We start from the raw sequence: 21297 nt of genomic DNA, 5'->3' as shown, positions 1-21297 counted from the left end.
CCGGAGCGCCCTTTCGGGGCGTCTCCGTTTTTTTGCGTCCGGCCGATGGATTCGTCTGCCGGAATCGTGTAAAATGTTGAAGAATAACGGCTTTGCTGAATGGGCAATGCTGAGACTGGAAATCAAATTAAAGGATGGTCGCTACTTATGTTTGCTGCACAAGATTGGAAAGATTACGAATTGATCGACACCGGAGGCGGCGAGAAGCTGGAGCGCTGGGGCAACATCGTCCTGCGGCGTCCCGATCCGCAAATTATTTGGCCGCTGCCCCAGGAGACAGGCGTATGGCGCGGAGCCGACGCCCATTACCACCGCAGCTCCAGCGGCGGCGGCAACTGGGAATACCGCAAGGACATTCCCGAGCGCTGGACGATCTCGTACCGCGGGCTGTCGTTTCATATTAAACCGACCGGCTTCAAGCACACCGGCCTGTTCCCGGAGCAAGCCGTCAACTGGAGCTGGATGATGGATAAAATCCGCAGCGCCGGCCGGCCGATCCGCGTGCTGAATCTGTTCGCTTATACTGGGGGCGCTTCCGTCGCGTGCGCTTCGGCGGGCGCCGAGGTATGCCATGTCGATGCGTCCAAGGGCGTCGTGCAGTGGGCCAAAGAAAACCTGCAGCTGTCTGGTCTCGGGGACCGTCCGGTGCGCTTTATTACGGACGACGTGTTCAAATTCGTCCAGCGCGAGCAGCGACGCGGCAGTAAATACGACGCCATTATTATGGACCCGCCATCGTACGGACGCGGACCGAACGGCGAAACATGGAAGCTGGAGACGAACCTGTTTCCGTTTGTGGAAACGTGCATGAGCATTTTGACGGACAAGCCTTTGTTTTTCCTCATCAATTCCTATACGACGGGGATTTCCGCCACGGTGCTTCACAACACGCTTGCCTTGTCTCTTGGCCGAAGCCATGGCGGAACGATCACTTGCGGCGAAATCGGCCTGCCGATTACGGCCTCGAAGCTGACGCTGCCGTGCGGCATTCTCGGCCGCTGGGAGGCTTAGCGTATGGGCGGCGCTCATCCGCACGTGCCGGTGCTCTACGAGGACAATCACGTCATCGTCGTCGTTAAGCCGCCGAACGTTCCGACGCAGGAGGACGCCTCCCGGGACCCCGACCTGCTGACGCTGATCAAAGCCGATCTCAAGGAACGGCACAAGAAGCCGGGCAACGTGTACCTCGGTTTGGTTCATCGGCTCGATCGGCCGGTAGGAGGCGTCATGGTATTCGCCAAAACCTCCAAGGCGGCCTCCCGGCTCTCCGATGCGGTCCGTACGCGTACGATCCGCAAAGTGTACACCGCCGTCGTGAACGGGCGGCCCAAAGAGCCTCAAGGAACGCTGCGGCATCATTTGCTGAAAGATACCAAGACCAATATGGTATCCGTCGTTCCCGCTTCGAAAACCGGCGCCAAGGAGGCGGTGCTCGATTACCGCGTCCTGTCCGGCCGGGACGGCTTGTCGCTCGTGCAGGTCGAGCTGCACACCGGACGGCCGCATCAAATCCGCGTCCAGTTCGCGGCCATCGGCTGCCCGCTCGTAGGCGATCAGCGGTACGGCGGCGCTCTGGCGAAGCCCGGTCAGCAGATCGCGCTGTGGTCTACTCTGCTCGAATTCACGCACCCGGTCACACAGGAAGCGCTCCGCTTCACGTCGGAGCCGCCGGGAGCCTTTCCCTGGCTGCTCTGGGACCTGAAAGCCGCAGGAGCGGTGTAAAGACGCGATAAAACCTCCGAAACCACGATTCAGGTGGTGTCGGAGGTTTTACTTTTTCGATATATATGGCCTTTATTTCGTCTTGATATACACCGTCTGGGCCGCCTGGTCCCAGCTCACTTCGCTGCCGAGTGCCTCGCTGATGAAGCGCACCGGCACCATCGTGCTGGAATTGACGAGCTGTGCCGGAACTTCCAGCGGCTTCGAGGTCCCGTTCACCGTCGGCTGCGTGCTGCCGATTTGCAGGTAAATCGTCGTGCCGCCTTTGGTCGCCGTCACCGAGCGCTCAGTCTCGTTCCAGGAAATTACAGCGCCGAGCCGCTCGAAAATCGCCCGCATCGGCACCAGTACGCTGCCGTCCTTGTTGACCGGAGGCTGCTCGAAGGTTTGAAGCTCCCCGTCGATCATCACTTTGATGGCATCGAAGCTGATGTAGAGCGGCTTGATCTCCAGCCCCCCGCCGAAATGCCGCTTGCGGAGCGCCATAATTTCCTCCAGGGAATCGGAGCGCTGGCGCAGCACCTTCTTCACCGTCGTATCGCGCAGAGCTGTCAGCTCTTGAATCGTATTCTTTTGCGTTTTCTCCAACGAAGCGACGGCTTTATCCCGAATCGATTGCAGGTCTTTTTCGCCATCGGTCAAGATTTTATTGATTTTTTCCTCCGCATCCGCCCGTGACAAGCTGCCGTGACGGTACTTGTTCATCGTGCTGCCGGAGTAATTCTCGTTCGACTCGTTATGAAGCCCCCACATCTTGCTGCCGGAGTAGCTCGGGTTCATTTCGTTGGAAAAGCCCCACATGGTGCTTCCCGAATAGCTCGGATTGATTTCGTTATGGTATTTCCACATCAGCGAGGAGCTGTAATTTTCATTGAGCTGCGTGGCGAAGTTCCAATGCGTGCTTGACGAATAGTTCTCATTGTTGCCCGTCGCATATTTCCACAACGCCCCGGACGAGTAACTCGGATTGATTTCCCGCTTATACGCGTTCAGCGCATCCCGATAGCTGCTGCCGCTGTATTGTTCGGCCAAACTTCTATAATCCTTATCCAACAACGTCGTCAAGTAATCGAGGTCCTCTTCAAGCAGCTTGTCCAATGTCCGCTGTTCCCCATGAATTTGCTCGTAAAAAGCGTTGTAAGCATCGGTCGATTTCTTTTTGTCTTCGTCGTACATCCCCCGGTATTTCGCTTCCAGCCGTTCGTACCGATCATTGACCTCCTGAATGAGCGCCTTATCGTAATTCGCCGCATACGCTTGAGGCACGGCGTTTGCCGGGATGACACTCACCGCCGCAAAACCGGCCAGTAGCGCCAACGTTATCATGGTGTTTTTCTTCGTCATAGCGTTCCTCCTGCTTGTAAGTATGTAAGATATGACATACAGGAGCAAGTACTTCGATAGATGGAATGCATTTCCTTCTTACTTTTCAAAAAATGAATCTGCCGACCCATCCGGCCGGGCGTTTTATCCTACGTTAGTTTTACTTCCGTTAAATCAAGAAAGCTTATTTCCCTAAGTACGAATGTTTGTTATGATGGTGGAATGATATTCCAATTTATAAGACCAGGTGACTTCCAGTCGCACACCGGTCCTGAGGAGGCTTCTTTAGCCGATGCTAGAACGTTTGGAGCATATGCAAATCCCCGTCCGCAACGTGGAGGAAGCGGTTCAATGGTACACGCTTCATCTCGGATTCCGCTTGGAAGGCCAAACGGCGGGAAGACACGCCTTCTTGACCTTGTCTTCCGGTCCTATGCTGATGCTGTGGGAAACCCCGGAGGAAACGCACGCCAATTTCACAGTCCATGGAGAAACGATGCCGGTGCTGCTGTATCGCACGTCGGATATTCATGCTCTTCACGACAGGCTTAAGGGGATAGGCGCGCGAATCGCTTTTTACAAGGACGAAGGGTTCGGCCACGTACTGAAGTTTTACGATCCGAGCGGTAACCTCTGGGGCGCCATACAGCCGAACGCTTAAGACCTAAGGTATTTGACGACCGGCCACTTTTCTTTTTGCAGACCGTGCCGACGTCGGTTACCGGAGGAACCAGCATGTTCGGATTCTACAGATCCCGCAGCACATCCCTCGGCCCGGGATCGTCCGCGCCTGCGTCATCCCCCTTATCGGCTGCGGCACATGCATAAAGCCGCGATGCTCCAAGGGTCGTCTATCCATCGAAGACATTCCTCTGCTTCCGAATCGAATCCTTCGACGTTCTTCGCCCCAGTATATAACTCTATGAGCGGCGTTCGGCGCATATATGACGAAATTGGAAAAAGACCGGGCGCCGTCATCCGACAAGGTTGTACAAAATCACCGAACGTCTTTTCAAAGCAAGCGGGGATATGGTATGATGGATTTACAAAAAAAGTTATTGCCTGCAAACCAGAAAGGCCGCGAATGTTCCAGCATCCGCGACCTCGCTACAATAGATTGCCCTCAAGGCGATCGGCGCAAGGAATAACCAAGCGGTAGACCTCTCGGGTTCCAAGGCTCAAGGGAGGTCTACTTCTTTTTTAAGTAGGAAAGTAAAGCGAGAATAAACATGCCGAACATGAACATCAACGTTACGGCATCCTTTACTTCCATGGCATCACCTCCTTCCGGATTCGCTGATGCGAACCCATCAATGGCAGGGGTGTGCCAACCGTCCTTGAGTGCCTTTCCCTATTGCATCCACATTATACCATACACCATGACAAATGAGAACATATTTTCGTATTTTTACTTTGCGAAAACGCTAAGCATTGGCAACCTTGCCCAGCAGATATACGAGCAATTGCTGATTGTGCGAGGAAATTCGGCTCAAATATTGCTGCAAAAACCGTTCGCGGATTTGCACGCCGCGTTCGCATTCGAAGCGCCCCTTCTCCGTTACCAATACCCACACGATACGGCGGTCCTTCTCGTCCCGCTCTCTTGCAATTAACCCGCTCTTTTCCATCCGGTCAAGCAGCGTCGTAATCGCCGCGGGCGTCGTCGCCAAATACTCGATGAAATCCGAAGGCTTCATCCGGTCCTGCTCGGAGGCCAGCAGCCTTTCGAGCACCGTAAGCTGTCCTTCCGTCAGCGTCGGAGCAAGCTCCGTTTCCATATGCGTGCGCAAATCTTTGGACAATTTCCACCACAGCTTGGCAAATTCCTGAGTTATCACAATCATCACTCCCGAAAAACCAATCTTTTTCCTAATTATAGCATTGACCTCCGTCTTTTTAAAGGTTAATCCCATAAATATTTTAGGACATAAAACGATAAAATCGGGTACCTTTTGACGGAGTTCAACATATACTGCACATGGGACGTTCGCCTATACGCGGAGCTTGTCAATCCATGGAAGACAAGGAGTGGAAGAATGGAAGACTGGAAGCGCAAAATCGGAGAAACCGCATTGACGAAAGGAATCATAAACGACCCAAACTGGCTCGAAAAGCTGGACGATTCGATGCCGGTATGGGCCGTTCTGCAATTGATGCTGGAACTGCTCGAAAAGCTTGAGCCGCAGTACACCAGCTATGATTAAGTGATTTTCAAAATATCCGTTACCGTTTCGTTCTTATTGGCCGGTACGACGTATTTCCCTGTAGATTTGCGGTCATCGATCGGCGTCTGCTCGGTCGAGAACGTCACTCTTCCGCCCGTACTGAGGATGGCGGTCAGGTCGAACGGCTCTTTAACAACAAAAGCGCCTTTCAGCTCCGATCCGTTCGGCTTTACCCGCTTGCCCTCCTTGAATTCGAACGTAATAATTCCTTTGCCCCCGCGTCCCTGAACGGGATAATCCGCGACGAGCGAACGCTTCGCATACCCAAGCTCCGTCATGACGACGACTTCTCCTTCGTCCCCGTCGATCCAATCCGCAGCCACGACTTCATCATCATCCTTAATCTGAATGCCGCGAACCCCGGCAGCGGCGCGTCCCATCGGATTCACTTCGTCCTCCTTGAAGCGAATGGCCATCCCCTGCTTCGTCACCAGCAGCAGCTCCTTTGAGCCCGTGCTAAGCAAGACATTGATCACCGCGTCCTGATCGCCCACTTTGCAAGCGACGATCCCGGTCGAACGGTTCGTAAAATATTCCTTCAGCTCGGTCCGTTTGACCTGCCCTTTGCGCGTCACGAACACGAGCGACTTGCCCGGCTCCTCGAAATCCTTGACCGGCAGCACGTGAATAATGCGGTCGTCTTTGGAAATCGGAATGACGTTGACGATGGCAGTGCCGTTCTCCTTCCATTTGTACTCCGGAATTTGATGCACCGGCAGCAGGAAGTATTGCCCTTTCTGCGTGAAAATAAGCAGGCTCTCCAACGTATTGACATCGAGCAGATAGCGAAGGTAGTCGCCTTCCTTCAGTCCCGTCTTGTCAATCTCGCCGCCGGAGCGGATAAACGAGAGCTTGCCCGTACGTTTAATATAGCCTTCGCTGGAAAGCGTAACGAAGACGTCTTCGGCCGTCACCATGACTTCCAGATTGACTTTAAGCTCTTCCACTTCGTCCTGGATGTCCGATCGGCGGTCGATGCCGTACTTATCGCGGATTTGCGATATTTCATCCTTAATGACAGCCAGAAGCTTCTTCTCGCTGCCAAGAATCCCTTTCAGGTACGCGATCGTTTTCTGAACGTCCTTCCATTCTTTTTCCAAAGAATGAATCTCCAGATTCGTCAAGCGATACAGCTGCAAGGTCAAAATCGCATCGGCTTGCCGTTCGGTGAAGCCGAACTTGGCGACGAGGTTGTTCTGGGCGTCCTGACGGTTTTTCGACGCTTTGATCGCGGCGATAACCTCGTCCAGAATGTTGAGCGCCTTAACCAGCCCTTCGAGCACATGGGCGCGGTCTTCCGCCTTCTCCAGCTCGAATCGCGAGCGGTGGGTGACCACTTCTTTCTGGTGGTCGATGTAGGCCTCCAGCATATCCCGCAGCCCGAGCTGCTTCGGCGTCTTGTTGACGATGGCGACCATGTTGAAATTATAGGCTACCTGCAGGTCGGTTTTCTTAAACAAATACGCCAGGATTCCCTGCGCATCTGCGTCCTTTTTCAACTCGACGACAATACGAAGACCCTCGCGGCCGCTTTCGTCGCGAACCTCCGCAATGCCTTCGATTTTTTTCTCCAGACGAATATTTTCCATCGCCGTTACCAGGCGGGATTTCACGACTTGATAAGGAATTTCGGTAATGACGATCTGCTGGCGCCCGCCACGCAGGTCCTCAATGGCCGTGCGCGCCCGCACGTAGATGCGGCCCCGGCCGGTCCGGTACGCGTCGCGTATCCCTTCCGAGCCCATAATAATGCCGCCGGTCGGAAAATCCGGGCCTTTGATGGTGCCCATCAATTCCTCCAGCGTGCTGTCGGGCTTATCGATCAACGCAATGCAAGCATTGACTACCTCGCGCAGGCTGTGCGGCGGAATTTCCGTCGCAAACCCGGACGAGATGCCGCTGACGCCGTTGACGAGCAAATTCGGAAACCGCGAAGGAAGCACGACCGGCTCTTTCGTCGTATTGTCGAAGTTGTCCTTGAACTGGACCGTCCGCTTCTCGATGTCCCGCAGCAGCTCCATGGCGATTTCGGATAACCGCGCTTCGGTATACCGCATCGCAGCCGGCGGGTCGTCGTCCATCGAGCCCCAGTTGCCATGGCCGTCAACCAAGACATGACTCATTTTCCAAGGCTGCGCCATCCGCACCATGCCTTCGTAAATCGAGGCGTCGCCGTGCGGATGATAATTACCCATTACATCCCCGACCGTTTTCGCCGATTTGCGGTACGGCTTATCCGGCGTGTTCCCAGAATCGTACATGGCGTACAGAATACGCCGCTGCACCGGCTTTAAGCCATCCCGCACGTCCGGGATCGCGCGGTCTTGAATAATATATTTGGAATACCGGCCAAACCGGTCGCCTACAACCTCTTCCAGAAAGGCCGGCAAAAAATTTTCCGAGATACTCACAAAAGGCCCCCCGTTTATTCTTCAAATTCCGTGAAGTCCACGTTCTCGATGATCCACCGCTTCCGCGGATCGACTTTATCCCCCATCAGTGTAGATACGCGCCGCTCGGCTTTGGCCGCATCTTCGATCTGCACCTGCAGCAGCGTGCGCGTGGCCGGGTCCATCGTCGTTTCCCAGAGCTGGTCGGGGTTCATCTCACCGAGTCCTTTATAACGCTGCAGCTCGATGTTTTTGCCGAGCTCCTTGGTCAGCGCGTGCAGCTGCTCGTCGGTCCAAGCGTAACGGACCGTGCTGTTTTTGCCGGCTTTTTTCGTCACCTTAAAGAGCGGCGGCTGGGCGATATACACCTTGCCCGCGTCGATGAGCGGCTTCATGTACCGGTAGAAGAACGTAAGAAGCAGCACCTGAATATGCGCGCCGTCGGTATCGGCATCGGTCATAATGATAATTTTCGCATAATTGCTTTCCGACTCGTCGAATTCTGGGCCGACCCCTGCGCCGATGGCGGCGATGATCGCCTTATATTCGTCATTTTTCATAATATCGAGCAGCTTGGCTTTCTCCGGGTTCATCGGCTTGCCCTTAAGCGGCAAAATCGCCTGATGCTTCGAATCGCGCCCCTGCTTCGCCGACCCGCCCGCGGAATCGCCTTCGACGATGAACAACTCGTTGCGGGTGTAGTCCTTCGATTGCGCCGGTGTCAGCTTGCCGCCAAGGTTCGAGCTTTCGCTCTTGCCCTTCTTGCCGCTGCGCACCTCTTCCCGCGCCTTTCTCGCCGCCTCGCGCGCTTTGGCCGACTGGATCGCCTTCTTCATGATCATCTGCGCGACTTGCGGATTTTCTTCGAGGAATACCGCCATTTTATCGGAGACGACCGAATCGACCGCGCTCCGCGCCGAAGCGCTACCGAGCTGGTCCTTCGTCTGGCCGACGAATTCGACCTCGCCCATCTTGATGTTGATGACCGCCATCATGCCTTCGCGCAGGTCCTGCCCGTCCAGGTTTTTCTCCTTTTCCTTGAGCATCCCGTTCTTGCGCGCATAGTCGTTCATGACGCGGGTATAGGCGGTTTTGAAGCCCGTTTCGTGCGTTCCTCCGCCGCGCGTCGGAATCGAGTTGACGAAGGACACGATCGTCTCCGTGTAGCCGTCGTTATACTGCATCGCCACTTCGACTTCGATTTCGTCCTTCTCCGCTACAAAGTGAATGACGTCGTGCAGCACCGTTTTTTCCTCGTTCAAGAACTGCACGAACTGGCTGGCGCCGCCTTCGTATTGGAACTCCTCCTGCTTATCCGCACGCTGATCGGTCAGCGTAACCTTCAGCCCCGAGTTCAAAAAGGCGATTTCTTGCAGCCGCTCGTAAAGCGTGTCGAAATTGATCGTCGTTCCGCCCTGAAAGACGCGCTTGTCGGGTTTGAACGTTACCTTCGTTCCGCTTTTGCGCGTCGTACCGATCACTTCCAGGCCGGTGACCGGCTCTCCGACGTGCTCCTTGCCTTGTTCGTCCACCCAATATTCAAACCGCTGGCGGTGTGTTTTGCCTTCGCGGTAAATTTCCACTTCAAGCCATTCGGACAGCGCATTCGTCACGGAAGCGCCTACGCCGTGCAAGCCGCCGGACTTTTTATATCCCCCGCCGCCGAACTTACCCCCGGCATGAAGCATCGTAAACACCACCTGCGGTGTGGGAATCCCCGTTTTGTGCATGCCGGTCGGAATACCGCGGCCATTGTCGCACACCGTAACGGACTGATCCTTATGGATCGTCACGTCGATTTGCGAACAATGCTTGGCCAAGTGCTCATCCACGGCGTTATCGACGATTTCCCAGATCAGATGGTGAAGCCCGGACGTGCTGGTACTGCCGATATACATCCCCGGCCGCTTGCGTACCGCTACCAGTCCTTCGAGCACCTGGATATCGTCTGCACCGTAGTCCGCCGGCGCTGCTGTCGTTTTTCCTAACAAATCGAGTTGATCCGCCATCGCAGCCTCCCTAAAAACACCTATGTCTCCGCAACATTATAACATTTGAACGGATTAGTTCAATACATCTTTTTTCGTGAATACCGCAAACGAGACGATCACCGACGCGATTCCCCATACGGTCAACACCGCCAAGGAGAACGGCAAATCCATGCCTTTGATGGGCGGAAGCGTCCCGCTGAGATACGTCGTCAAGTTCAAGTTGACCATGAACAAATATTTGGCCGCCTCCCAGGAAGAGACCATATTCGTCAAGATCGTGCCCGAGATGAGCAGCGCCAGCATGATGCCCATGCCCGCTGCCGTGCTGCGCACGAGCACCGAGATCATCAGCGTCATCACCGCGACGACGAGCGCCGCATACCAGACAAGCCCCAATTCCATGATCAGGTACAGCCAATTGTCCACCGGACGGACGAACGAAAAGTCTACTTCCGTCCCCTTCGCCTGAAACCCGAAGAACACCGGCATGTCCCAGCCTCCGTAGCCGAACACGACGCCGGAAATAAGATAGCATAAAATGGCTGTCGCAATAACGATAAACGAAGTGAACAAAATCAGGCTCAGCAGCTTGCTCAAGAGGATTTTCCAGCGCTGCACCGGTCGCGTCAGCAGCAGCTTGATCGTCCCTGTCGTATGCTCCCCGGATACCATATCGGCAGCAACGACCATAACCATGAGAGGAATGAACAGATTTACCGCATTTTTGACAAACTCTCTTGTAAAGGTTACCCCGTTCGGCTCGGCCGGATTCACATCTTTATCCAGATAGTACTGGGCCAGCTTCACTTCGACGCGGCGCCACTGCTTCCATTCCTCGGGCACGCGTCCGCTGCTGAGACTGCGGGTATAGTCCACAATCTTCTGCCGCTGCTCGACCCGCCAGTCGGTCGTTCCGAACTGCTTCCGGTTGCTCTCCGCCACCTTCATCTGCGCATACGTGAACATCGGAATGATCGCGGCCAAAATAAGCAGCACGACGAGCAGCCGCTTTTTTTTGATCATTTTGATGCACTCGTTCTTGACCAGCGGATACAAACTAACCAATGCGCTCACCCTCCGTCAGCTTCAGGAATAAATCTTCCAGAGTCGGAAGCTTGATTTCGATGCCGTGGAGCGCAACGCCCGCTTCCATAAGCTGCCTCGACAGCTCTGGAATCGCCTCCGGATTTTGCAGGGCAACCAGCCGTGGCACCCCTGTCTCCGTTCCGGACTCATCCGCGAATGAGACCGACTGAACCTCCAGATGCGATTGCAGAACTTTTAGCGCCGTCTCCGTGGGAAGCACGCTCCAGACGACCGTGCTGACGGATTCGTCCACAAGCGACGATACCTCGCCGACCGTAATGACCTCGCCGTGGCTTATTATGGCAACCCGGTCACACATTTGCTGAATTTCGCTGAGCAGATGGCTGGAAATAAACAGACTGAGCCCGGTCTCGGCCAATTGGCGGATAAATTCCCGCAGCTCCTTGATCCCTTGCGGATCGAGACCGTTGGTCGGCTCGTCCAAAATGAGCAGCTTCGGATCGTTCAGAAGCGCTTGGGCGATGCCCAGACGCTGCCGCATGCCCAGCGAGTACGTCTTGACTTTATCGTGGATGCGCGCATCCATGCCGACGATGTCCACCACTTCGCGGATGCGATTCTCCCCCACGCCCGGCAGCATGCGGGCAAAATGCTCCAGGTTTTCCCAGCCACTGAGGTACGAATACAGCTCCGGATTTTCCACGATACAGCCGACGTACTGCAGTGCTTCGTTATGTTCCCTTTGTACGTCGAAGCCGCAGATGCGGATCGAGCCTTCCGTCGGCTTGATCAAGTCCACCAGCATGCGGATCGTCGTCGTTTTTCCCGAGCCGTTCGGTCCGAGAAAGCCGAAGATTTCCCCGGCGCGCACGTCGAACGAAATGCCTTTGATGATCAGCCGCTTGCCTATCATTTTCTTAACGTTATCGACCGCCAGAACAATGTCCGCGTCTCTGCCTTTCCGATGCTGTTCTCCGGCCTGAGCCATGCGCTTCCGTCCTCCCCGCTATTTCAAAGTTTCGACGATCCGCTCCGCGATCCGTTCGTAGCCGTCCTGATTCGGATGAAAATGGTCCGTATACAAATACTTGTTCAAATTCAGCTGGAACAAATCGTACGTCGGCACCACTGTGATGTTCGAGTACCGGTTCGCCAAATCAAACGCCGCCGCGTTCCACTGCTGAATGACCGGAGCCCCTTCGCGCTGAGGGTCCAGATCGAGGAACGGATGGTACAGGCCGACGTAAAAAATTCGCGCATGCGGGCTCGCCTTGCTGACCCGGTCGAAAATTTGCTCCAGACTCTTCAATGCGTCCGGGATACGCTCGGCCGCCGCTTTCGGGTTAAAGCCCGCTCCGGCCTCCTGATCCGGCGAGCCTGGGGTGCTTTTCGGCGCTTCGGCGCCTTGGATGCTTTGGGACGTCTGCGACTTCGAAGAATCTGCCCCGGTTGTGCTGTTACTGCCGTCGCCCGAACTAAAGATGCCCGCGCCGCCTTGGAACAAATCATTGCCCCCGATCGTAAGCAGCACCAGATCCGCATCGGCAAGCGACTTGGCGATGTCGGCTTTCTTGTCCCAATCCTTGAGCACATCGGCCGTCCGATAGCCCGGAATCGCAAAATTATTATAGACGAACACCGGCTTGCCTAGCTGCTTCTCCAGCTTGTCCCTTACGTCGCCGACATAGCCTTTGCCGGACAAATCGCCGGTGCCTGCGCTCAGCGAATCTCCTAGCGCCACGATTCGGATCTGATCCTTCGCTTCCCAGTTGTCCGTCTTCGGTTTCGCAGCGGGCTGCTGCGGGGCTTCTGCTGCGTCGCGCGCAGCGGGCTTCGGAAAAATAATCTGATTGATGCCATAGGCGAATCCGACAGCGCATAGCACCGTCGATAACATCGCGGCAAAGCCGACGGTCCGCCACAACCATCGTGTGGATTTCATGCGTTCTCCCCCAGTTTCAGCAGCTTCACCTGCAAGGACTGATCACTTCAGTAACTATACATTTTAGAGTAGCGGTTTGCCGCGCGATTTGCAAACTTTGGGGAGGATGGAGGATTAAAGAAGGGGTAAACAGAGGCAAGCGACATGCGAAGAAAAGCGTCAAACTGCGGTTCAGGCACTCAAATATTTAAGCGGATTTTGCTGTTGCCCGTTCTTGATGATCTCGAAATGCAGATGGACGCCGGTCGAGTTTCCCGTGCTGCCCATCACGCCGATTTTTTCGCCTTTCTTGACGCCGTCCCCTTCGCGGACTACGACTTTGCTAAGATGCCCGTACAGCGTCTCGTACCCGTTCTGGTGATCGATGACGATGCAGTTGCCGTAGCCGGATTTCCAGCCGGCATACGTCACCTTGCCGTGATCGGCGGCCATAATCGACTTTTGCTCTGAGACAAGATCCGTACCGTTGTGATTTTTCCCCCAACGCAGCCCGAATTCGCTCGTAACTTTGGGCTGCAGCACCGGCAGAGCGAACTTGCCCGTACCCACGCCGGGAATCACTTTCGTCCCTTGCTTCACAACCGTCCGTACCGGCCATTCGAGTATCGTTTCGTCGACCACCGACTCACTAGCGGGCTCGCCATTCACGCGAACGGCTTCGTAGGTCACCTGCTTCCAGCCGGGCTTGCCGCTCGTCACGATCTGAATAACGCCCGCCTGCAGCTCACTGTCTTTTTCGTAAACAATGTCGCTCGCGATTCGAACCTGCTCGGTACGCGTCTCGACCGTTTTCACCGACAAAAGCGGCTCATTGACCGTAAGCTGAAGCGTCTGCCCGACGCGGATCAAATCCTTCTTGATCTGCGGGTTATTTACCCGGATCACATCGGCAGCGACTTGAAACTTCTGTGCAATTAACGAGAGGCAATCCCCTTTCTGCACCGTATACGAGAGAGGCTGGGCGGCGCCGCTTAAAATCCGGTTCAGCACCGCTTCAACCGGCTCGAACTTGCCTAGGGGGACGGCCGTTTCGAGCAGCTGCACGTCCTGGGTAAACTCGGCGGTCACTTTCACCTTCGGCCGGGTTCCGGCGTCTGATTCCGACAAGATTGCAACCTCTTTCTCTTTGGATGCGTTCAAGAAAGGCGCCTTCACTTCATCCAGAAGGGCTGCGGCAGTAAAGACGTCGTTCACAACGCCGACCGTGGTGCCATCAATCCTAATCTCCGTGGCCAAAAAAGCAAAAATTAGTTTATCGTTCAGCGCGGTGATCACCGCATCATTGTCGTATGCGCCTTGGAACATTTTGTTTCCTTCGAACCGAACGAACCGAAGCCGCTCCAGATTGGACGTGACGCGCGCATGGTCGTACTGCCGCTCTACTTCTTCGTACCGGGTTGCCTTCCATTTCTTTACAACCTCTGGGTCACTGACCGTCCCTACATGATGATCGTCCAAAAACACGTCAAACCGATAAACCGGCTGCGCCTTTGCGAACCAGCGGCCCGAGATCAAGACGGCGACGATGACCGCAAAGGCCGTTCCCCATTGCACTAGCTGCAGCAGCAAGCCCGGTGTGACAATGCGCTTTTTCAACGTCATTCCCTCCCTTAACGGATCGTTTCGATGTTCGGGGCAGCGAACAAGTTTACTTCCCCATGTATATGTCAGAGGTACGGCGAGTAGACAAAAAAACAAAAAACCCCCGACGTTTCGGCTTGCGCAAAAACGACGAGGGCAGTCGTAACATCGACGATCCGCTTACTTGGACGCCAGTTGATCGGCCATACGATGCAGGTTGGTTAAGCTGATTTGCAGACTATCCAGCGGGTTGCCCGGACAAACGTCCTGCTCCACCGCGTACCATTCGATACCGTTTGCTTCGCCCCACTGCAGAATCGGGATGAAGTCGATGACGCCCGTACCCACTTCGGCAAATGTCTGACGCTCGTCATTCGACATGTCCTTCAGGTGAATGATCGGCATCCGGCCGGCATAAGGGCGGATAAACGGCACCGGATCGAGGCCGCCTTTTTTCACCCAGTACACGTCGACTTCGGCCAGCACGGCGTTGTCCTTGGACGGCTCAAGCAAATATTCGAGCGCGGATACCCCGTTCACGGTTGTCTCGAACTCGAACGCATGGTTGTGGTAGCTGAGCCGGAAGCCGAGCGGAGCGAGCTTCCCCGCCACTTCGTTCAGCTTGGCGCGTACCGCCCGGTACCCTTCTTCGCCGCGCAGATCGGCGGCGATGAACGGGCAGATCAGGTCGCGTGTACCGAACAGCTTGGCCTGCTCGACAATCGTTTCAAGCTCGTTTTGCAGCGCTTCGTAGCTAACGTGCATCCCGGCGGTGCCAAGCCCCGTCTCCTTGAGGACGGCTGCGATTTCTTCGGCGGTATAGCCCCGCAAACCGGAAATTTGCACACCGCTCCAGCCCATCCGTTTCAGCTCCCGCAGCACGCCCGGAAAATTCTTCTCCAGTTCGTCACGCAGCGTATACAATTGTGCCGCAAACTTGTTTTTCACAACGATGTCAGCTCCTTTGATTTAAGGAGAGCGCATAAAGCAGACGATGCCTGACAAATGCGCTTCCGGTGGGTATTGTTAACGTTAACAATCATACCACACCGGCCAATATCTGTTAACCCGTTTCTTTCAAAAAGCGGTACTGCGCTTGAATCAGTCCGTGATAAATGCCCTGATGTCGCATCAGCTCCTCGTGATTGCCCTGCTCCATAATTCGTCCGTGATCCAAGACGAGAATATGATCGGCATGACGAATCGTCGACAACCGATGAGCGATAATGAAGGACGTGCGTCCCGCCATCAGCGTCTTGAGCGCTTCTTGAATTTTCAGCTCCGTCTCCGTATCGATGCTGGCCGTCGCCTCATCCAGAATGAGGATGCGCGGGTCCGCCAGAAGCGCCCGGGCAAACGAAAGCAACTGGCGCTGTCCCATCGACAGCACGTTCCCTCTCTCCTGCACCTCGGTATCGTAGCCGTTCGGCAAATTCACGATAAACTCGTGAGCGCGGACAGCCTTGGCCGCCGCCTCTACCTCCTCGTCGGTCGCATCAAGCCGCCCGAACCGGATGTTGTCGCGAATCGTCCCGGAAAAAATAAACGTATCCTGAAGCACGATCCCGATCTGCGAACGCAAGCTTTGAATCGTTACGTCGCGAATATCGTGACCGTCGATGACAATGCTGCCGCCCGTTATATCATAAAAGCGGCAAAGCAGGTTGATGATCGTGCTTTTGCCCGAACCGGTATGACCGACAAGCGCAATCGATTGGCCGGCCTTCACGTTCAGATCGATCCGCTGCAGCGCGTGCCGTCCCGGCTCGTATTCAAACTCCACCTGCTTGAAGTCGATATCTCCGCGAATCGTAGGCAGCGGCCGGGCAGACGGCTTCTCCGCCACGTTCGGCTGCTCGTCGATATATTCGAAGATCCGTTCCGACGAAGCCATCGCAATGAGCATCTGCGAATACATTTGGCCGAGCCGGTTGATCGGCTCCCAGAAGCTGCCGATGTAAGAGGCGAAAGCTACGAACAAGCCGACGGTCATTTCCCCGCTTTGAATGAAATAAGCGCCAAGCAGGAACAAAATAAAGTAGCCGACCGCTCCGGTAACCTCGATGATCGGGTTAAACGACTGGTTCAAGGTCGATGCGCGATTCCACGATTTATGGTTATCCTGGTTCATTTGTTCGAAATATGCGATGTTCTGCTTTTCCTGCGTGAACGCCTGCGTCACCTTGATGCCCTGGATGCATTCGTTCAGATGCGCGTTAATGCGCGACGTCTTCGTCTGGACGACCTGCCAGGCGCGGCGAATTTTTACTCGCAGCCGTGTCGAAATCAGGAACATGATCGGAACCGTGACAATAATCGCTGCGCCTAGCTTGACATTGTAAAATAATAGGATGAAGATGATGCCGATCAGCTGCACACAGTCGATCATCAGGTTGACCGCGCCGTTCGTCAGCAAGTCTTGAAGCGAATTCACATAGTTCGTCACGCGAACGAGAATCGAGCCGGCCGGACGTTTGTCGAAAAAGCGGAACGACAGCCGCTGAATATGGCTGAACAAATCGTGGCGCAAATCGTAAATGATCCGCTGGCCGATCTCGTTCGTATACCGGATCCGGTAGTTGTTCGCGAGCCATTGAATGATATATAGCACGAACATGGCGCCTACGCAAAGCGCGAGCAGCTTGCCGTCCTTCTGCTTCAGCGCGTTGTCAATCGCAAAGGCGATCAGAAGCGGATTCAGCAGCTTCGTCAGAGCGCCGACGGCCATCATAATCAGGATGACGGGCGCCATCTGCTTCGCATACGGCTTCATATATTTGCCGACGCGCTTGACCTGAACCCAGTCGAACCCTTTGTCAAGCTCCTCATCGTCTTGATAGACGAACCGGGATTTCAGCAGTTCATCGCCTTCGGGCTTCGAACCGCCGGATGAATGGTTCCGTTGTCCGCTCAATGGGCAAACCTCCTTACGTTGGCTTGAGAGGCAGCAGCCACTTCCGCCGCCGACTCGTTATGCTGAGCCGGTTCATCGGTACCGGCATCGGCATCGATCTCCTCCGGCTGATCGGCAAATTGAATTTTGTACGTTTCGAGGTACGGCCCCTCCTGTTTCATAAGCTCGGCGTGGGTGCCCCGCTGCACGATCCGGCCCTCATCCAGCACCAAAATTTCATCTGCATGCTTCAGCGAAGAGATACGGTGCGCGATAATAAACGTCGTGCGGCCTTTCATCACCTCTTCGAAGCCTCGTTGAATTTCGTGCTCGGTTTCCATATCTACCGCGCTCGTGGCATCGTCGAGTATTAAAATTTTCGGATTTTTCAGCAGCGCCCGCGCAATCGCAATCCGCTGCTTTTGCCCGCCGGATAGGCCCAGACCGCGTTCGCCGACGATCGTATCGTAGCCCATCGGCAGCTCCATGATGAAATCGTGCGCTTTTGCCAGCTTCGCCGCCTGAGTGACCTCTTCCATGGTCACGTCGTCAACGCCGTAAGCGATATTGCCTTTGATGCTGGAAGAAAACAGAAACGTCTCCTGAAAAACGATTGCCATTTGACTGCGCAAACTTTCCAGCGTAATATCGCGAATGTCCGTTCCATCGAGCGTAATCCGGCCTTCCTTCACATTGTAGGCCCGCAAAAGCAGCTGAATGACCGTCGATTTTCCGGAGCCTGTACCGCCTAGCAGGCCGATGACCGAGCCCGCAGGCGCATCCAGATTGAAATCGGTGAGCGCCGGCTGCTTATCCGTATACGCGAAGGTCACGTTGTCGAACCGGACGTGGCCCTGCACCAGGTCTGGCTGCAAAACGACTGCATTCTCTTTATTTTTCACGTGCTCGTATTGATGCAGTACTTCGAGCAGCCGTTCACCGGCCGCTTTCGATTGCGTGAAGTTGTTGATATGAAAGCCGATGCCCCACATCGGGCCGATGATATACCAGATCAAGCTGAAGAAGGCGACAAGCTCTCCGAGCGAAATGCTTTCGTTCATCACCATCCAGCCGCCGACGCCGAGCAGAATGACCACGCTCAGGTTGGCGAACAGCTCCATCAGAGGAAAATATTTTGCCCAAATGCCTGCGGTCAACACGTTGTTTTCCTTATAGTTTCCGTTGCGTTCGGAAAATTTGTCGATTTCATGCGGCTCTCTCGCGAACGACTTGACCGTCCGTACCCCGGTGATGTTCTCCTGCACGGAGGTCGTCATGCTGCTCATCGATTGACGGATCGACCGAAACGCCGGATGAATTTTTCCCTCGAATCGGATCGCCGTATAGACGAGGAACGGCATGCAAATCATGGTGAGGAGCGTCAGCTGCCAATTGATCGACACCATCATGATCACGCCGAAAGCAAACATCATGATCACGTTCAAAATCTGGACGAAGCCGAAGCCGATAAAATCCCGTACAGCTTGCAGATCGGCCGTGAGGCGCGACATCAAATCTCCTGTGCGCGCTTTGTCGTAATACTGAAACGACAAGTACTGCAGCTTCCGGTAAAGGGCGGCCCGCAGGTTGAATGCGGTCTGGTTGCCGAGCCGCGCACTGGTCGCGCCGTGCAAAAACTGAAAGGTCGCCTTGACGATCATCACGCCGGCCACGAGAAGCGCCAAGTACGGGACGGCCGAGAACTGCCCTTTCGAAATCACTTCGTCGATCAAATACCGAAGCAGATTCGGGTACACGAGTCCCAGCGCCGTTGCCGTCATCAAGCAAGCGATCGAGGCGTACAGAAACCTTCGTTCCGACCAGTAAAACTCCTTCAGCTGCTTAAATACTTCCATGGAGCTCCTCCTTCTCCGGCTTTGCTGCGAGAGCGCTTCCTTTCCGCGCAAAGCCTCTGCCGATACATTTTTTTCTCATGGAATACGGCGCTAGAGCCGCAAAAGCAAAAATGGCTTTCGAAGCGGAATGATGGCTCCGAAAGCGTTTCAGCTATGAGAAGAAGTGTAGCATCATCCCCAAGGGGCGGCAAATACGGGTTGCCCCATAATCTTGATTTTCCCAGAGTATTCCTTCAAATCGTCACAATATGGAAGCGCAGCGCTACTATTTCTCCTGAATAGTACGAAATCGTCGAAATGAAAGCCCTTTCATGAAAACAAAAAAACGAGGTCGCCCGCCATCGGACAACCTCGGATTAACCGTTTGACACTTAACCAAAAGGAGACGCATTCCCCTAAAAATATCGTCATTTCATCCAATAAAATTCAACAATTTGCTGTGCTTCGCCTGAAGCTCGTTCAAGTCAATCTTCATCTCTAGCGCTTCCAGCAGCCCTTCGCCGTGCTCCTCCAGCGCCTGTCGGAGTCTTGCCGCCAGTTCCTGCATCACGCTACGCAGCTGTTCTGCGTAGGCTTCCTCCAAGAAGGCCGCTTGCGTATCGGCAAAGCGCGTCATTGGCGCGTTCAATCGGGCTTCCAGCTCCCGGCGCAGCTCCGCTTTCCCGTCGCCTTCGAAGAACTGCTTCGCATTTTTAAAGAAGCCTGCCAGCCACTTCGACTGTACGTCTGCGGCCTCTAACATCGCGTTCAACTCAGGCGTCTTCAGCTTAAACGGCTCGAAGCCCGGGGCTTCGAAGGACGGAATTCCTCCGGTCCGGACGGCCTCCGACCAGTTTTTCGAGGCGTCGCCCGCCATACGATTGATTTTGTTCTCGATCCGCAGCGTGGTCGCCAGCACTTCCTGGTTCAAATCGAAGGACAGCATACGTCTCAGATCCTCCCAAGCAGACTGCATGACCGTTTTCGAATCGCGGCGGTCGTCGCGAAATACGGCCGGGTTGAAGGCCGTATTGAACAGATCGCCGAAACGGTAGGACGTGCGCTGCTTGACATAGTACAGCAGCTCCTGAATTTCCTTAGACAGCTCGCGGGCTTCCGCGTCCGTGTCGGGGGCGGCAAGCCGCTTCTGGGCTTCGGCAAGCGACGTACGCAGCACTTCGGCCTGGCGGCGGCGCTCGGAAGCATCCGCGCGGGCGCTGTCCATCCAGCGCTGGAGCACGTCGGCCGCGCGGCGGATATCCGCATCGCCCGCCCGGACAGCCATCTCGGTCAGCTCCGCAAACGTAAAGCGGACGAACTCCCGCTCGAAGCGCAAAATGCCCGATTGCTCGACCGTTTCCCGGTCCTCCTGGATTTTCCCTTCCAGCGCGTAGTAGCTCGACAGCGGATAAATTCGCGGATGCCGGATGCCATGCTGGAGCAGGTTCGTTTCGACGTGCTTGACGACCCCTTCCAGCTCTTCGGCCGAGGAAGCCAAGTCGGCGGCATTGACGATGAAGAACATTTTATCCAGCTCGAAGCTGTCTTTCACGCGACCGAGCTGCAGCAAAAACTCTTTATCCGCATGGGAAAACGCATGGTTATAGTACGTGACGAACAAAATCGCGTCGGCGTTTTTGATGTAATCGAACGCTACGCCAGTATGACGCGCGTTAATGGAATCCGCTCCCGGCGTATCGACCAGCACGACGCCCTGCTCGGTAAGCGGGTTCGCGTAGTACAGCTCGATCAGCTCGACGAAGCACGATTTGGCCTCGTCGGCAGCATACCGGCCGAACTCATCGGCCGTGACGCGCAGCTCTTGGCCCAGGTGCGGGCTCATCTCCGTCCAGCCTTTCTCGACGGCTTTAAGAAACGCGTAATGCGGCTTGCCCTTGCCCGGAACTTGATCGGCAGCCAGCTTATGAATCGCCGCCAGCGCCTTATCCATCGAATTTACAGCTACGCCCAAAACTTCTAACGAATAAAAGATATCGGAAGCCAGCCTTTCCGCCGTTTTCATTCGTACTTTCGCCGTGCCGTGCGGCCAGCCCTCTTCCGGGTCCGGCGGCATGATTTTGTTGATCGCCGCGGTCGTCGGATTCGGCGATACCGGCAGCACCCGTTCGCCGATCAGCGCGTTGGCGAACGACGATTTACCCGCGCTGAACGCGCCGAAGAGCGCGATCGTGAAGCGGTTGTTCGCCAGCCGCTCCGCCTTCTCTTCGAGCGAGCGGCGGATGCTTTGCAGCGCCGCGGCGCCGGCCAGCTCCTGCGCGGCGCCGCCCAGGCGCGCGGCGGCTTCGTGCAGCCGCCGCCGGTGTCCGCCTGCGGCGAGCGCGTCCGCG

17 protein-coding genes are annotated in these 21297 nt (G+C 55.3%); 4 read left to right on the top strand and 13 right to left on the bottom strand.

Annotation, left to right across the window (positions count from 1 at the left end; translation table 11 throughout):
- Nucleotides 1–147: 147 nt before the first annotated feature.
- Entirely contained in the window at nucleotides 148–1011 is an 864-nt protein-coding gene (locus QMG93_RS32540) for a class I SAM-dependent methyltransferase (protein WP_281943981.1), read from the top strand.
- A gap of 3 nt (nucleotides 1012–1014) precedes the next feature.
- On the top strand, nucleotides 1015–1722 hold the full coding sequence (locus QMG93_RS32535; protein ID WP_281943980.1) for an RluA family pseudouridine synthase: 708 nt from the start codon (nucleotides 1015–1017) through the stop codon (nucleotides 1720–1722).
- 72 nt (nucleotides 1723–1794) lie between these two features.
- On the opposite strand, the gene QMG93_RS32530 is transcribed toward QMG93_RS32535, so the two are convergent.
- The gene (locus tag QMG93_RS32530) at nucleotides 1795–3066 is read right to left on the bottom strand and encodes a stalk domain-containing protein (protein ID WP_281943978.1); all 1272 of its coding nucleotides are present in this window, start codon (nucleotides 3064–3066) and stop codon (nucleotides 1795–1797) included.
- A gap of 271 nt (nucleotides 3067–3337) precedes the next feature.
- On the opposite strand from QMG93_RS32530, the gene QMG93_RS32525 reads away from it, so the two are divergent.
- Nucleotides 3338–3706 carry a VOC family protein gene (locus tag QMG93_RS32525; RefSeq protein WP_281943976.1) on the top strand — a complete coding sequence of 123 codons (369 nt, stop codon included), beginning with the start codon at nucleotides 3338–3340 and terminating at the stop codon, nucleotides 3704–3706.
- Between the two features lie 528 nt (nucleotides 3707–4234).
- Here QMG93_RS32525 and QMG93_RS32520 read toward each other — a convergent pair.
- On the bottom strand, nucleotides 4235–4318 hold the full coding sequence (locus QMG93_RS32520) for a putative holin-like toxin (RefSeq protein ID WP_220389023.1): 84 nt from the start codon (nucleotides 4316–4318) through the stop codon (nucleotides 4235–4237).
- Nucleotides 4319–4469: 151 nt separating this feature from the next.
- Nucleotides 4470–4889: a MarR family transcriptional regulator gene (locus QMG93_RS32515; protein WP_253957162.1), complete on the bottom strand. Its 420-nt coding sequence runs from the start codon at nucleotides 4887–4889 to the stop codon at nucleotides 4470–4472.
- Between the two features lie 192 nt (nucleotides 4890–5081).
- Between QMG93_RS32515 and QMG93_RS32510 the strand changes: the two genes are divergently transcribed.
- Nucleotides 5082–5249, top strand: a complete 168-nt coding sequence (locus tag QMG93_RS32510; RefSeq protein WP_010496499.1) for a hypothetical protein — start codon at nucleotides 5082–5084, stop codon at nucleotides 5247–5249.
- On the opposite strand, the gene gyrA is transcribed toward QMG93_RS32510, so the two are convergent.
- The 10 genes from gyrA to QMG93_RS32460 form a co-directional block, all read right to left on the bottom strand.
- Nucleotides 5246–7681: a DNA gyrase subunit A gene (gene gyrA, locus QMG93_RS32505; protein ID WP_281943970.1), complete on the bottom strand. Its 2436-nt coding sequence runs from the start codon at nucleotides 7679–7681 to the stop codon at nucleotides 5246–5248. The genes QMG93_RS32510 and gyrA overlap by 4 nt on opposite strands.
- 14 nt (nucleotides 7682–7695) lie before the next feature.
- On the bottom strand, nucleotides 7696–9669 hold the full coding sequence (gene parE / locus QMG93_RS32500; RefSeq protein ID WP_281943968.1) for a DNA topoisomerase IV subunit B: 1974 nt from the start codon (nucleotides 9667–9669) through the stop codon (nucleotides 7696–7698).
- A 54-nt stretch (nucleotides 9670–9723) separates the two neighbouring features.
- The gene (locus QMG93_RS32495) at nucleotides 9724–10716 is read right to left on the bottom strand and encodes an ABC transporter permease subunit (RefSeq protein ID WP_251598221.1); all 993 of its coding nucleotides are present in this window, start codon (nucleotides 10714–10716) and stop codon (nucleotides 9724–9726) included.
- Nucleotides 10709–11686, bottom strand: coding sequence for an ABC transporter ATP-binding protein (locus QMG93_RS32490; protein WP_281943965.1), 978 nt, complete (start codon nucleotides 11684–11686; stop codon nucleotides 10709–10711). The genes QMG93_RS32495 and QMG93_RS32490 overlap by 8 nt, the downstream gene beginning before the upstream one ends.
- A gap of 18 nt (nucleotides 11687–11704) precedes the next feature.
- On the bottom strand, nucleotides 11705–12640 hold the full coding sequence (locus QMG93_RS32485) for a GDSL-type esterase/lipase family protein (RefSeq protein WP_281943964.1): 936 nt from the start codon (nucleotides 12638–12640) through the stop codon (nucleotides 11705–11707).
- 171 nt (nucleotides 12641–12811) lie between these two features.
- Nucleotides 12812–14236, bottom strand: a complete 1425-nt coding sequence (locus QMG93_RS32480; RefSeq protein WP_281943963.1) for a M23 family metallopeptidase — start codon at nucleotides 14234–14236, stop codon at nucleotides 12812–12814.
- Between the two features lie 165 nt (nucleotides 14237–14401).
- Nucleotides 14402–15169 carry a sugar phosphate isomerase/epimerase family protein gene (locus tag QMG93_RS32475; RefSeq protein ID WP_281943962.1) on the bottom strand — a complete coding sequence of 256 codons (768 nt, stop codon included), beginning with the start codon at nucleotides 15167–15169 and terminating at the stop codon, nucleotides 14402–14404.
- A 115-nt stretch (nucleotides 15170–15284) separates the two neighbouring features.
- Nucleotides 15285–17081, bottom strand: coding sequence for an ABC transporter ATP-binding protein (locus QMG93_RS32470; RefSeq protein ID WP_281944017.1), 1797 nt, complete (start codon nucleotides 17079–17081; stop codon nucleotides 15285–15287).
- 50 nt (nucleotides 17082–17131) lie between these two features.
- Nucleotides 17132–18970, bottom strand: coding sequence for an ABC transporter ATP-binding protein (locus QMG93_RS32465; RefSeq protein WP_281943961.1), 1839 nt, complete (start codon nucleotides 18968–18970; stop codon nucleotides 17132–17134).
- A 412-nt stretch (nucleotides 18971–19382) separates the two neighbouring features.
- A partial coding sequence (locus QMG93_RS32460; protein ID WP_309299715.1) for a dynamin family protein occupies nucleotides 19383–21297 on the bottom strand: 1915 nt, incomplete at its 5' end.

Origin of the sequence: Paenibacillus tyrphae, from assembly GCF_027925525.1 — a bacterium.
Lineage (GTDB): Bacteria > Bacillota > Bacilli > Paenibacillales > NBRC-103111 > Paenibacillus_G > Paenibacillus_G tyrfis_B.
Note: the sequence above shows the minus strand (reverse complement) of the source record. Positions and strands in the feature narration are given on the sequence as shown.

Coding starts and splice junctions, on each gene's coding strand:
- QMG93_RS32485 (WP_281943964.1), bottom strand. CDS start 12,640: ATGAAATCCACACGATGGTTGTGGCGGACCGTCGGCTTTGCCGCGATG.
- QMG93_RS32520 (WP_220389023.1), bottom strand. CDS start 4,318: ATGGAAGTAAAGGATGCCGTAACGTTGATGTTCATGTTCGGCATGTTT.
- QMG93_RS32535 (WP_281943980.1), top strand. CDS start 1,015: ATGGGCGGCGCTCATCCGCACGTGCCGGTGCTCTACGAGGACAATCAC.
- QMG93_RS32465 (WP_281943961.1), bottom strand. CDS start 18,970: ATGGAAGTATTTAAGCAGCTGAAGGAGTTTTACTGGTCGGAACGAAGG.
- QMG93_RS32490 (WP_281943965.1), bottom strand. CDS start 11,686: ATGGCTCAGGCCGGAGAACAGCATCGGAAAGGCAGAGACGCGGACATT.
- parE (WP_281943968.1), bottom strand. CDS start 9,669: ATGGCGGATCAACTCGATTTGTTAGGAAAAACGACAGCAGCGCCGGCG.
- QMG93_RS32540 (WP_281943981.1), top strand. CDS start 148: ATGTTTGCTGCACAAGATTGGAAAGATTACGAATTGATCGACACCGGA.
- QMG93_RS32525 (WP_281943976.1), top strand. CDS start 3,338: ATGCTAGAACGTTTGGAGCATATGCAAATCCCCGTCCGCAACGTGGAG.
- QMG93_RS32530 (WP_281943978.1), bottom strand. CDS start 3,066: ATGACGAAGAAAAACACCATGATAACGTTGGCGCTACTGGCCGGTTTT.
- QMG93_RS32510 (WP_010496499.1), top strand. CDS start 5,082: ATGGAAGACTGGAAGCGCAAAATCGGAGAAACCGCATTGACGAAAGGA.
- QMG93_RS32515 (WP_253957162.1), bottom strand. CDS start 4,889: ATGATTGTGATAACTCAGGAATTTGCCAAGCTGTGGTGGAAATTGTCC.